The organism is Acinetobacter sp. HR7, from assembly GCF_000773685.1.
In the GTDB taxonomy this organism is placed as follows: Bacteria; Pseudomonadota; Gammaproteobacteria; order Pseudomonadales; family Moraxellaceae; genus Acinetobacter; species Acinetobacter thermotolerans.
Map to the genome: position 1 here is coordinate 1 of NZ_JPQO01000033.1, position 12,017 is coordinate 12,017.

The following is a 12,017-nucleotide window of genomic DNA, read 5'->3' on the forward strand; positions in this document are numbered from 1 at the left end:
CCAAAATCATCATCGTTTGATGACGTGTCAAACGAACAAATAGAGCAGATAGAATTTGCACTCAACCATCGTCCTAGAAAAACGCTAGGTTGGTATACACCGAGTGAAGTTATGGCTGGTTTTTATACTGTTGCACTTGCCGCTTGAATCCGCCAAATAAAAACGATAAGAAAAAGATAATAAGGAGAAGATACAGTGCATTACCAATATCATTGTGCATGTTGCAATCGAACCGTTTCATCCACTGAAACTTCTTGCCCAGATTGTGGTTCGCATAGCATTCGCAGTCCGTATGGCTTCTGGATGTTCTGCCTGATCACCTGTCTGGCAGCGGCAATTGTAGTTAAGGTTGTGCCAGTCTATGTACAGACACATACCCAAGAAGTACCAGCTAAAGATACGATTTTCAGTGCTCTGCAACTTGAAACAAAACAAAAATCATCCTGATCATAATTCATCCTAACAATCACGTATAACGACAATTATTCTTCTAACGGTTAATTCTTCTCGGCGGCCTGATCTTTCTAGATCAGGCCTGAAAAACTGTTCGCATGTTGTCTGAGATATTTTTTTAAACTGTGCTTCTATATCATTCAACAGCAATCATCCCAATTGCATTACAATAAAACCAGTGTTGTATAGAATAGAAGCATAGAAAAGATTGATATGGTTCAACTGATTCGTAAAGGTGGTTTAAGAGAGCGTGCTAACCGCAGTCGTAGCTATCAAGGTTCAGAAAATACTGAAACTACGCTTAAACCGAACCGCTATAGTTCCAGTCAAAAACTGGCCGAAAAAAAAGAGGAAACTGCTGTTTCCCCTCTTGCTAATGATCAGGCTCAGTCTGATCAAAATTCTTAATTCATGAGGATTAAGGCATCATACCAAAGCCAGATCGCAAAGATCAGAAACAGTACCCCTGAAATCAGATCAATATAGCTACCGGCACGCTGATACAGCACTTTAATTTTAGGCTGGGAAATCAACAACATCAGCAATGCGAAAGTGATAAAAGTCTGTAGTGGAATAATCACTGCTAATTGGGATTTCAAATAATCCGAAGCAGAAGAACTTAGGGCTAATGAGAATACGCTACTGAAATAAATCAAGGTCTTGGGATTAGACAGATTGGTGAACAAACCCAACATAAAATAGCTTTTTGGCTCATTCACCACCAAAGAATCATCAGTCGTCACATTGCGCTGCTTGAATGCCTGCAATCCACCTTTTAGCATTCCCCAGCCCATTTTTGCCAGGAAAGCTCCCCCCACCAGCATGAGCACCTGTTGTATCCATGCAAACTGGTCAATCAATACGGTAAAACCAGCCAGCGTCAGGACGACCCAGACCACAATCCCGACCGATATCCCGGCAATGATTTTTAGTGCATTGGCACGTGAAGTTGATGCTGCACTACGAGCAATCAGGAGAACGTCCGGTCCCGGACTGAGTTGGGCAATAAAATGCAGACCGCAAATGGTTAAAAGCAAAGACATCTTTCTCCTTTCAGTGATCACTGAGACTGCAGCATTATAACTTTTGTTTAATTTTTCGTAGTAGTTTTATCTTGATTTAGGCACATAAAAAAGCCGGATCAGTTAATCCGGCTTAATATGATCAAATTTTATTTTTGATTCACGTCTTTCATTTCAATTTTTTTCGCATCTGGGGTTACTTCACGTGCCTCACCATCAATAATGGTTGAATCGCCACGACCGCCCTGCTGGTTCTGCATGTCTTGCATCTGGCGCATCATTTCTGCAAATGGGTTTTGACCTTGTGCTCCGCCCATATCGCCCATCATGCCACCCATCATTTTTTCCATCATGGCTTGCTGGCGTTTCATCATGACTTTCATCATTGCCGCTTTAAATGCCTGCTGTACCGGTGGAATCAGCATGAGTACAGCCAGCACATCTGTGATCAGACCTGGAATCAGCAGGAAGAAACCCGCCAGGATTTTAGGCAGATTGTTGGTCATGGCTGGATCAGCACTCATCTGCCCCATTTGCATCTGTTGCATTTGCGGCATCATACCCGCCGAGTATTTACGGATCAGGTTCATCCCGATAAAGAAGGCAGCCACAAACCAGAAAAATACGTACCACATGCTCCCGACGAGGTCACCCACGCCGATCCACACAAATACTTCCAGGATCAAGCCAACCAGGATAAAAAGAAATAATTTCATGAAAATTAATCTAATCTCTATTAAAAAATTAAGGGCGCTGTAATCAACCGCTTCATCAGGATCAAGCTTTTTTGATACGCTTATGTAACAATAAGGGCATTATTTTATTTTTAAAGTGCAGGCATGTCATTAATTATTGGGATTGACCCAGGTTCACGTCTTACGGGGTACGGTATCATTCAAAAAGAAGGTTCAAAACTGACTTTCGTCGATGCAGGTACGATCCGGACGGAAACTGCGGAAATGCCCGAACGATTAAAACGAATATTTGCTGGGGTTGAACGAATTGTAAAGTTCTATGGCCCAACGGAAGCGGCGGTAGAACAAGTATTTATGGCACAAAACCCGGACTCAGCACTAAAACTGGGTCAAGCTCGTGGTGCTGCCATTGCAGCACTAGTTAATTTAGATCTGCAAGTAGCGGAATATACGGCACGGCAAATCAAGCAGTCTGTAGTGGGCTACGGTGCAGCAGAAAAAGAACAGGTGCAGATGATGGTGATGCGAATTCTAAACCTGACCATCAAACCGCAACAGGATGCTGCCGATGCACTGGCTGCAGCCATCTGCCATGCCCATGCTTCTGGCAGCATGAACAAAATGGCCGTGTTAAATGCCCTAGGCGGTATGGCTCGTGGACGTAGTCGTGCCAGCAGAAGACGTTAATTATAGATACTTACCGAAATCTCGTTTCATTTCAGATATAGTAGGAAATGTTGGATAATTTGCAATTAGCATACGACCGGATTTTTTTATTTGTTTAGATTGCTGAGGATATATCCGAATAAATACTATTTCTTCCGGTTCATTTCGATGATTGATTTCACAAATCATAAAAGCTTCATTTTTATGGATAACTTTATATGCTGGGAAAGCTTTCTGAACTTTCTGTAAAAAATTTCTGGAAGGATTCTGTCTATGGGCTTTATTTGAATTAATATTATTTCTTTTTCCCTTAAATAAAACATAAAGTAATATCAAAACTATCAGTAATAAAACAAACATTACTTGCTCAGACATACATTGATCCTTTTTTATTTTACGATTTTAAAATCATCAATTATTTGAGGCGTAGCTATTTCAACAGATTCTATATTTTCTACATTTGCAAGTGAAGGTTCTTTCCAGCTACGCTGAATTATCATTTGAATTTTATCTTTTTCCCCGACAACCACAGCTTCGACTTGTCCAGTGGGCAAATTCCGTACATAGCCATTTAGGCCTAATTCTAGTGCTTGAGCTTCAAACCAGTTTCGATAACCGACTTTTTGTACTTTTCCAGAAATCGTCAGTTTTACTGCCTGCATCATTATTCGACCCTTAAAGATTCACTACTTTATATATTGCCTGTTTCATATCTTGCGCCTGTAAACCACGCTGACCCGATTTCGCCAGCTCATCTCCAGCCAGGGCATGCAAGGTCACGATTTCATGTAAATGAAGATTTTCATGAAATTGGGCTTTCAGACTGGCAATCATTCCAGCAAGTACGTCCCCCATACCACCCGTGCCCATCCCCGGATTTCCAGCGGTACAGATATAGAGCTGATCTTCCAGAATCAGGCTACCTGAACCTTTAAGTACCCACTGCCCCTGATACTTCTGCTGCAAGGCATGAATTGCTGCAATGCGATCCACTTCAACCTCTTTAGCTCTACTTTCGAGTAAAGTCGCTGCTTCGCCCGGATGCGGGGTGCAATAAGTTTGGTCATTTAAAGATTGTGGTTGTTTAGCCAGGAACCAGAGTGCATCGGCATCTAAAACAATTTCTAGATCAGACTGTTGAATAGCGCTAAACCAGAACTGATAATGCTGCTCTGCCCACAAATCACGGCCCAAACCCATTCCGAAACAAACTGCATCGACCTGTTGCAGCAAGTCGTCTCGCTGACCTTCATCTAAAGCATTAATATCCCGCAGCATGATATTCGGCGCACGGGATAGAATCGACATATGGTGTTTGGCATCACAAGCAACGGTCACCTTACCAGCTCCCGCAGCAAAAGCTGCTTCCGCCGCCATAATCACCGCACCGCCCATATCGGCATGCCCGCCAATCACTAGCACATGCCCGTAACTTCCTTTATGCCCAAAAGCCAGACGTTTCGGTAAATGGATATCGGTATTGGATAATTGAGCAACCGATTTTAGCTCTGCATCGGTTGGAATAGCAGTGATACATTCCACCTGCCCTGCAAACTCCTGGCCCTGTCCAGTAAATAATCCCGCCTTCAGGCCAAGTGCGGTATAGGTACAGTCGGCTTGCACAGCGACCGGCAGCGGTTGTCCAGTATTGGCATTTAAACCGCTTGGAATATCGATTGCGATTTTCAGACCTGTTTGAATATTGATGCGTTGAATAATCTGTTGCCATTCTTCATTCAGCTCACGGTTCAAGCCTATACCAAACAGTGCATCAATATAAACATCATATTCAGACTGAAAATCAAAATGCGGATAGACTTTTATACCGGCATCCATGGCTTCCTGACTGGCTAAAGCCAGATCCTGAGAAGTGCCTTTTTCTGCGGCATAAATCTCCACCTGAAATCCAGCCTGTCGCAGATATTTTCCAACCAGATACCCATCTCCGGCATTATTGCCCTGTCCACAACAGACTGCGACCTTTTGAACGTTCTCTTGAACAAATAAAGGAATCAGGCGTTGTGCAATGCCCCAGGCCACCTGCTGCATCAAGCCATAGGAACTATTTTGCCGGGCAAACCAGCGCTGCTCCCATGCTTGAATATCTCTGCTATGGTAAACTTGTCGCTGCATTTTTTATTCCCTGTTCCCGGTTTATGACTACACCCGATTCTCCCGCACAAATTCAGGTTTTTCAAGAAGATCCAGAAGCTCTAAAAGCATGGATCAAGGTACAGGCGCTAGAATTGGGTTTTTCTGATTGTGTCATTGCCCGGCCGGATGCTCAAGTAGAATTGCCCCGTCTACAGAAATATCTGGAGCGCGGTTATCACGGCGAGATGAAGTTTTTGGAAGAGAATCTGGAAAAACGTGCTGATCCTACTTTATTGATTCCAGCTACCAAATCAGTAATCTGTGTACGTATGGATTATCTGGTCGAGAGACCTGAGCCGAGAATGGTGCCTGATACACCAAACTCCGCGATTATTGCCCGCTATGCCCGTGGACGCGACTATCACAAAACCATGCGTGGCCGATTGAAAATACTGGCAGCTAAAATCAGGGAAAAAGTCGGAGAATTTGAATCGCGTCCTTTTGCTGATTCTGCGCCAGTTTTTGAAAAATCGCTGGCGGAAAATGCTGGTATGGGCTGGACCGGTAAGCACACCCTACTGATTCATAAAAAATCTGGTTCCTTCTTTGTTCTGGGGGAGCTGTTTACTTCACTAGACCTACCTTTTGATGAACCAGCATCGAAACACTGTGGTTCCTGTACAGCCTGTATTGATATCTGCCCGACCCAGGCGATTGTTGAACCCTATCTACTGGATGCGCGGCGCTGTATTGCTTATTTGACTATCGAATACAAAGGCATCATTCCTGAAGAATTACGCAGAGGTATCGGCAACCGTGTCTTTGGTTGTGATGACTGTCAGCTGATCTGCCCATGGAACAGTTTTGCCAAGACCACCACCATTGCCGATTTCCATCCACGACATGGCCTGGATCAGGTCAGTTTGCTGGAGTTATGGCAATGGGATGAAGCCACTTTTCTGGCCTCTACAGAAGGCAGTCCGCTACGGCGTACTGGTTATCAGAGCTTTATGCGCAATATCGCTATTGGCCTGGGTAATGCGCCATTTAACCCGGCTATTGTCCAAGCCTTGCAGGATAGCCGTGTACAACATGATGAGATTGTACAGGTGCATATCGATTGGGCGATTCAAGAACAACTGGCAAAATCCCGCTAATTTTCATCTTTACCTGATGTCACAGATTCCCTTAAAAGCCTTACACACCTGAGTTTCAGACTATGACATAAAAGGGACAGGCATAGGAAATGGAGGAATGATGATGTCATCAAAAAATCCAAACCAAGAGCTATTGGAACAGTTGCAAGAGGAGTACCAAAAGAAACACTTGCAGCAACAACAGCAACAGCCTCAACATGGGCCGGTCAATTCTCCAAAAAATAACCAGCATGAACAGGATCAGCGGGTATTTAACAAACAGCACCGCAAAGATCTCCATGGACAGGATACCCATGGTAATCACAGTAAATAATCTGATTGCTGGAAATACAAAGCTCACGTTAAGTGGGCTTTGTTCGTTATGATGGTTAGAAAACTAAGGAAAGATTGATAAAAACTGAAATTAAAAAAGCCCGATCTAAAATTAAATCAAACATATTTCTCTTGAAAAAAATTATTCTTTGCTCCTAGCACCTGCAAAATTATGTGCGGTAATCAAAATCCCATATTTAGCATTCAGATAATCACCGCCCCGGATCACATCTGCACCATTGGCATGTTCGACCGTGAGTGTCTGACTTAAAGCATCATAATGAAAAGAATCATAGCAGTCCTGATGCAGGCTTAGCCAATGCAAGGTATCTGCCAGATTATCATCAACAATATAGGTATCAGCCTGAAAGTCTTTGCTCATGTTGCACCAGTGGAAACTCTTTATTCAGGTGGTATTTTAGCGGAATCTTCCAAATTTCAGGCACAAAAAAAGTGAGCAGATGCTCACTTTTTTCTGTTCAGTATCAATCTTTATTGACCCCACACTTGCGACATTCCCAATGGGTTCCAATCTCTTCCATATGTTGATATTCATAAATGTGCAAGCAGAATAGTTTTTTCAGTAGTTGAAGCATTATAAAACTCCCGTTTCATCATTTTTAAAATACGCTTCTTTAGGCACCCTTCCTGAGTGTTGATTTGTTGTTCTGGATAAAAACCACCTCTTACTTATAACCAGAATTTTTCAAAATGTAAAACCTATTTCATTCATTTTTTCAACTTTCCGATAAAGTTAAATTTCAATTGATTCATGTTTTTAATTAGCATCTGTGATCTATATCTCAAATACCACTTATTAAAGATTCTCTACTATAAAAAAGCGAACCGAAGTTCGCTTTTTTGCTTTTATTTAGAAGAAACCAGCTGGCTTGGTTGAATAACTCACCAACAGGTTTTTGGTCTGCTGGTAATGATCCAACATCATCTTGTGGTTTTCACGACCGATCCCGGATTTCTTGTAACCACCAAAGGCTGCATGAGCAGGATAGATATGATAGCAGTTGGTCCAGACACGACCCGCTTCAATCGCACGGCCAGCGCGATACGAGGTATGTGCCGAACGTGACCAGACACCAGCACCTAGGCCATAAATCGTATCGTTAGCAATCCTGATCGCATCATTAAAGTCTTTAAAGGTGGTTACTGCCAGCACTGGCCCAAAAATTTCTTCCTGGAAAGTACGCATGTTATTGGTACCCTTAAAGATGGTTGGTTCAATGTAGAAGCCTTGCCCGACTTCCTGACGTGCACCGCCACCAACAAGCACTTCTGCACCTTCGCCGCGACCTGTTGCAATACAACCCAGAATCTTGTCCTGCTGTTCCTGCGATGCCTGCGCACCAATCATGGTTTCAGTATCGAGTGGATGACCAGTTTTGATTCGTTTGACTCGATCAATTGCCAGTTCCAGGAACTGATCTGCAATACTTTCCTGTACCAAAGCACGTGATGGACAGGTACAGATTTCGCCCTGATTCAGGGCAAACATGGTGAAACCTTCCAGTGCTTTTTCCAGATAATCATCTTGCTGTGTCATGACATCTTCAAAGAAAATATTCGGTGATTTACCACCAAGTTCCAGTGTTACCGGAATAATATTTTCAGTGGCATATTGCATGATTTGCTGACCTACAGCAGTCGAACCGGTGAAGGCAATTTTGGCAATACGCGGATTCACAGCCAGTGGACGTCCCACTTCAATGCCATAGCCATTCACAATATTTAGCACACCTTCAGGTAACAGGTCCTGAATCAGTTCCACCAGCACCAGAATGCTGACCGGGGTTTGCTCTGCCGGTTTCAGAACGATACAATTGCCTGCAGCCAAAGCCGGTGCCAATTTCCATGCTGCCATCAAGATCGGGAAGTTCCATGGAATGATCTGACCAACCACACCTAAAGGCTCATGGAAATGGTAGGCAATGGTATCTTCATCAATCTCAGAAATACCGCCTTCTTGCGCACGGATACAGCCAGCGAAATAGCGGAAATGATCAATCGCTAAAGGAATGTCAGCGGCCAGGGTTTCACGGATTGGCTTGCCATTGTCCCAGGTTTCAGCCACTGCCAGCAGTTCCAGATTGGCTTCGAGACGGTCGGCAATTTTTAACAGAAGATTAGAGCGTGTGGTTGGCGAAGATTTATTCCATTGCACTTTAGCTTTATGCGCAGCATCCAGCGCCAGTTCGATATCTTCCACGCTAGAACGCGGCACTTTGGTAAATGGCTTGCCATCTACAGGAGAAATATTGTCAAAGTATTCGCCTTTGACGGGTGGCACCCATTGCCCACCAATAAAGTTGTCATACTGGGCTTTGAAATGAACTTTTGAGCCAGGCTGGTTCGGATCGATATAACGCATATGTATTTCCTTTGCTTATTTTAATCTTTAAAAATGCTGCATCTACAGCTTTGGTATAAGGTACATCCGTACTCTATTTAGTTAACATACGCGTTATAAGGTTGGAGAAAGGTTGGCACTCAACCGATTTACATTTCTTTTGATTCCTCATAAAAACAATAATAATTACATTTGGATGTAAATCATGAATTATTGTGAGAATAAGGAATGATGACAGAACAGAGCTTAATACAACAAAGGCAAAAAATTGATCAGCTTCGTCAAAGCAGCAGTTTATCGCCTTCACATGCAGCACAACTCGAACAGAGCATTGTTAGCTCCTGGCAGCGCTCTTCTTTAGCCGAGATTCCCAAAAATCGTCTGGCTGCCCCATTAACAGATATAAAACAAATCAGCACTTCTTCGGCTTTAAGTCATGCCTTGGAACATTGTGCGGAAAATTTAAAGCATATTGCTGAACAGTCCTCTATGGTTTTGGCCGTTGGAGATATTGGCAGTACGGTACTATGGAGAGCCTCCTGCCCTGAATTGCGCACAATTGCTGATAATATTCATTTAGTTGAAGGAGGTCAGTGGCGTGAGGAACTGGTCGGAACCAATGCCCTTGCCCTATCCATTAAAACCCAACAATCGAGCTGCGTGTTTTCCAGCGAACATTACATGCCATCAGTACAAGATCTGGTCTGTTATGCCTCCCCCATTATTGATCCTTATTCCAAACAGATTCTAGGGGTCATTGACCTGTCCACCCACTGGCAAAAACATAATAGCTTAGGGCTATTAGCAGCCGAACGTTGTGCATCCATCATTCAATCTGCTTTACTGGAATCGCAAAAACAGCGTTTATATATTCGTGCCTTTTCTGTACCTCAGGTGATTTTTAATGGTAAGACCCTGACCATAACCCCACGCCAGACTGAAATTCTCGCTATTTTGGCTTTATGCCCACAAGGTTTAAGTCTGGATCGCCTACATCAAGCACTTTATGGCGAGCGTAAAGTCAGCATGGGTACGCTAAAAGCTGAAATGTCACAGTTACGCGATATTCTGGGCGGTATGCTTGGTTCGCGTCCTTACCGTTTACTGGCGCATGTTGAAGCGGATTTCTTACAGACTGAACAGTCGCTTGATGCTGGTTATATTGATTCAGCCTTAAAACTGTATACCGGAGTCTTTCTGGCAAAAACTGAAAGCCCATTTTTATGTGCTTGGCGGGATTGTCTGGAATCACGTCTCAGTGATGCCATTTTTAAAGCCAATGAAACTGATGTATTACTTAAGCATGTTGCTCGCTTTCCTGAAGCAATTGATGCGGTTGAACGTCTGATTGAACTGATGCCAAAAGGTCATCCAGTACATCAAACCCTGCTTAAATTTCAGGATATTTAAAAATCAGATCATTTCTTGTTTGGCTTCTCGTTAGCAAGATAATTACGGCTATCTTCCATTAAGAAGATTTCAACTTATAAAAATATAAAAAGCATTTAACTACTTTAGAATTATAATTTTTTTATAACATTTTATTGATTTAGCTCATGCTACGAATAAGCTTTTAGCAATACTCTGCTCATTCCAGTATTTTATTATTATCGAATTCATTCAGTTAATTTTAATAAGCTATACCCTGATGAATTAACTGCCCAAATATATTTTTTGAAAGCAAAAATTTAGGCAAAAAAAGAGCAACGCCTGCTCCATATCCTTATCAAGGGTGGTAAGGATCAGCCAAGATCATCGCATGGGGATACGTTTATCTTGGCGCACTTCCTAAGAAGCGCGAACAGGGTTGCATAAAATGTAAGTCTGCCGAGTGGAGAGAATCGACTTACATAGAGGCTTACAGCGCCGCTTTAAAAATCTCTACGACTTGTGCATGGCTAGCCTTACGCGGGTTGGTCAGCATACAGGCATCCTTTTGCGCATTTTCTGCCATAATGGCAAGGTCTTCCTCTTTAACCCCTAAGCCTTTCAGACCAGATGGAATTCCAATTGAAGCTGAAAGCTGGCGAATCGCGTCAATCGCTGCATAAGCTGCTTCAGTCACAGTTAATCCTTCAGTATTTACACCCATCAGCTGGGCAATTTTTGCATAGCGATCCGGACAGGCAATCAGGTTAAATTCGCATACGTGCGGTAGCAAAATCGCATTACATACACCATGTGGCAGGTTATAGAAACCACCCAGCTGGTGTGCCATCGCATGCACATATCCGAGTGATGCATTGTTGAATGCCATGCCTGCCAGATACTGTGCATAGCTCATTGCATCACGCGCTTCAATATTTTCACCATTTGCCACTGCCTGACTCAGCCATTCACTGATCATGGTAATGGCTTTCTCTGCACAGGCATCTGTGATCGGATTGGCTGCTATAGAGACATAGGCTTCTACCGCATGAGTCAGTGCATCCATACCTGTTGCCGCAGTTAAGCCTGCTGGCTTGGCAATCATCAGTTTTGGATCATCGATCGCAATCAGTGGGGTACAACGCCAATCCACAATTGCCATTTTGACATGGGTATCGGTATTGGTAATGATACAGAAGCGTGTCATTTCCGACGCAGTACCCGCTGTAGTATTCACTGCAATAAGCGGTGTCATAGGCACAGTACTTTTATCAATACCTTCATAGTCACGGATATGACCACCACCAGCAGTGACTAGACCAATACCCTTGGCACAGTCATGTGATGAACCACCACCGAGCGATACAATAAAATCGCAGCCGTTGTCATTGTAGGCTTGCACGCCATTATGGACGTTAATATCGGTTGGGTTTGGTTCTGCACCTGGGAAGATATGGCTGTCAACACCAGCCTCTTTTAAATAATTTGCGATGGTATCTGCGACACCAAATTTGTATAAGCCTTCATCGGTCACAATCAGGGCTTTCTTGGCACCTAAATTTTGTGCTTTAACGCCAATTTCTTTGGCACAGCCTGGACCGAAAAGTGAAACACAAGGGATATAAAAACCGTTTGTTTGATCTGCGATATTCTTAAAAGCCATGGTTCGATTCCTTCTACCATTCATCTTATTATCGGTGACCCTCACCGTGATTTAAGTATTGAATGAAGAGAAAAAGAAACCCACCTACCTGAGACCTACCTTTTATAAAGAGTTTATTTTTTTAATTATTTAAACGCCAATCTCAACTTTAAATAAGCTTTTCAAATTGAATCGGCGAATAACCACATTTTTTATTCATAACGACGCAGACCGTATGTGACAAAA

The 12,017-nt window shown here is 43.1% G+C and carries 14 protein-coding genes and 1 pseudogene; 7 read left to right on the forward strand and 8 right to left on the reverse strand.

Annotated features, from left to right (window positions below; genetic code table 11):
- The 3 genes and pseudogenes from GW12_RS02350 to GW12_RS02360 all read left to right on the forward strand — a co-directional run.
- Positions 1–147: pseudogene (locus GW12_RS02350) on the forward strand (IS30 family transposase); the annotation flags it as partial.
- 48 nt (positions 148–195) lie between these two features.
- A complete protein-coding gene (locus GW12_RS02355) occupies positions 196–447 on the forward strand; it encodes a hypothetical protein (RefSeq protein ID WP_034582910.1) in 252 nt (83 codons plus the stop codon).
- A gap of 219 nt (positions 448–666) precedes the next feature.
- Positions 667–861 (forward strand): hypothetical protein, encoded by a 195-nt coding sequence (locus GW12_RS02360; RefSeq protein WP_034582912.1) that lies wholly within the window; start codon positions 667–669, stop codon positions 859–861.
- On the opposite strand, the gene GW12_RS02365 is transcribed toward GW12_RS02360, so the two are convergent.
- Entirely contained in the window at positions 858–1,496 is a 639-nt protein-coding gene (locus GW12_RS02365) for a LysE family transporter (RefSeq protein WP_034582915.1), read from the reverse strand. The two genes, GW12_RS02360 and GW12_RS02365, sit on opposite strands and share 4 nt — an antisense overlap.
- 128 nt (positions 1,497–1,624) lie before the next feature.
- A complete protein-coding gene (locus GW12_RS02370) occupies positions 1,625–2,191 on the reverse strand; it encodes an FxsA family protein (RefSeq protein WP_034582917.1) in 567 nt (188 codons plus the stop codon).
- Positions 2,192–2,314: 123 nt separating this feature from the next.
- Between GW12_RS02370 and ruvC the strand changes: the two genes are divergently transcribed.
- Positions 2,315–2,857, forward strand: coding sequence for a crossover junction endodeoxyribonuclease RuvC (gene ruvC / locus GW12_RS02375; RefSeq protein ID WP_034582920.1), 543 nt, complete (start codon positions 2,315–2,317; stop codon positions 2,855–2,857).
- Here ruvC and GW12_RS02380 read toward each other — a convergent pair whose 3' ends face one another.
- Genes GW12_RS02380 through GW12_RS02390 form a run of 3 tightly spaced genes read right to left on the reverse strand, consistent with a single transcriptional unit; the run spans position 2,858 to position 4,969 of the window.
- On the reverse strand, positions 2,858–3,211 hold the full coding sequence (locus GW12_RS02380) for a hypothetical protein (protein ID WP_227504115.1): 354 nt from the start codon (positions 3,209–3,211) through the stop codon (positions 2,858–2,860).
- Positions 3,212–3,225: 14 nt separating this feature from the next.
- On the reverse strand, positions 3,226–3,501 hold the full coding sequence (locus GW12_RS02385; RefSeq protein ID WP_375730986.1) for an acylphosphatase: 276 nt from the start codon (positions 3,499–3,501) through the stop codon (positions 3,226–3,228).
- A 10-nt stretch (positions 3,502–3,511) separates the two neighbouring features.
- Positions 3,512–4,969, reverse strand: a complete 1,458-nt coding sequence (locus GW12_RS02390; protein ID WP_034582923.1) for a bifunctional ADP-dependent NAD(P)H-hydrate dehydratase/NAD(P)H-hydrate epimerase — start codon at positions 4,967–4,969, stop codon at positions 3,512–3,514.
- 23 nt (positions 4,970–4,992) lie between these two features.
- Between GW12_RS02390 and queG the strand changes: the two genes are divergently transcribed.
- Entirely contained in the window at positions 4,993–6,087 is a 1,095-nt protein-coding gene (gene queG / locus GW12_RS02395; RefSeq protein ID WP_034582925.1) for a tRNA epoxyqueuosine(34) reductase QueG, read from the forward strand.
- Positions 6,088–6,187: 100 nt separating this feature from the next.
- The gene (locus GW12_RS02400) at positions 6,188–6,400 is read left to right on the forward strand and encodes a hypothetical protein (protein ID WP_081403444.1); all 213 of its coding nucleotides are present in this window, start codon (positions 6,188–6,190) and stop codon (positions 6,398–6,400) included.
- 141 nt (positions 6,401–6,541) lie between these two features.
- On the opposite strand, the gene GW12_RS02405 is transcribed toward GW12_RS02400, so the two are convergent.
- Entirely contained in the window at positions 6,542–6,781 is a 240-nt protein-coding gene (locus GW12_RS02405; RefSeq protein ID WP_034582936.1) for a hypothetical protein, read from the reverse strand.
- Positions 6,782–7,270: 489 nt separating this feature from the next.
- Complete coding sequence (locus GW12_RS02410) at positions 7,271–8,782, reverse strand: aldehyde dehydrogenase family protein (protein ID WP_034582938.1); 1,512 nt, start codon at positions 8,780–8,782, stop codon at positions 7,271–7,273.
- 207 nt (positions 8,783–8,989) lie between these two features.
- On the opposite strand from GW12_RS02410, the gene GW12_RS02415 reads away from it, so the two are divergent.
- Positions 8,990–10,171 carry a transcriptional regulator gene (locus GW12_RS02415; RefSeq protein WP_034582940.1) on the forward strand — a complete coding sequence of 394 codons (1,182 nt, stop codon included), beginning with the start codon at positions 8,990–8,992 and terminating at the stop codon, positions 10,169–10,171.
- A 448-nt stretch (positions 10,172–10,619) separates the two neighbouring features.
- Here GW12_RS02415 and GW12_RS02420 read toward each other — a convergent pair whose 3' ends face one another.
- Positions 10,620–11,792, reverse strand: coding sequence for an iron-containing alcohol dehydrogenase (locus GW12_RS02420; protein WP_034582942.1), 1,173 nt, complete (start codon positions 11,790–11,792; stop codon positions 10,620–10,622).
- Positions 11,793–12,017: the final 225 nt, after the last annotated feature.

Bases quoted from the DNA above. Each gene is read 5' to 3' on its own strand.
- GW12_RS02420 (WP_034582942.1), bottom strand. From the start codon at position 11,792: ATGGCTTTTAAGAATATCGCAGATCAAACAAACGGTTTTTATATCCCT.
- GW12_RS02405 (WP_034582936.1), bottom strand. From the start codon at position 6,781: ATGAGCAAAGACTTTCAGGCTGATACCTATATTGTTGATGATAATCTG.
- GW12_RS02365 (WP_034582915.1), bottom strand. From the start codon at position 1,496: ATGTCTTTGCTTTTAACCATTTGCGGTCTGCATTTTATTGCCCAACTC.
- queG (WP_034582925.1), top strand. From the start codon at position 4,993: ATGACTACACCCGATTCTCCCGCACAAATTCAGGTTTTTCAAGAAGAT.
- GW12_RS02415 (WP_034582940.1), top strand. From the start codon at position 8,990: ATGATGACAGAACAGAGCTTAATACAACAAAGGCAAAAAATTGATCAG.
- GW12_RS02360 (WP_034582912.1), top strand. From the start codon at position 667: ATGGTTCAACTGATTCGTAAAGGTGGTTTAAGAGAGCGTGCTAACCGC.
- GW12_RS02380 (WP_227504115.1), bottom strand. From the start codon at position 3,211: ATGTCTGAGCAAGTAATGTTTGTTTTATTACTGATAGTTTTGATATTA.
- GW12_RS02390 (WP_034582923.1), bottom strand. From the start codon at position 4,969: ATGCAGCGACAAGTTTACCATAGCAGAGATATTCAAGCATGGGAGCAG.
- GW12_RS02410 (WP_034582938.1), bottom strand. From the start codon at position 8,782: ATGCGTTATATCGATCCGAACCAGCCTGGCTCAAAAGTTCATTTCAAA.
- GW12_RS02385 (WP_375730986.1), bottom strand. From the start codon at position 3,501: ATGATGCAGGCAGTAAAACTGACGATTTCTGGAAAAGTACAAAAAGTC.
- GW12_RS02370 (WP_034582917.1), bottom strand. From the start codon at position 2,191: ATGAAATTATTTCTTTTTATCCTGGTTGGCTTGATCCTGGAAGTATTT.
- ruvC (WP_034582920.1), top strand. From the start codon at position 2,315: ATGTCATTAATTATTGGGATTGACCCAGGTTCACGTCTTACGGGGTAC.
- GW12_RS02400 (WP_081403444.1), top strand. From the start codon at position 6,188: ATGATGTCATCAAAAAATCCAAACCAAGAGCTATTGGAACAGTTGCAA.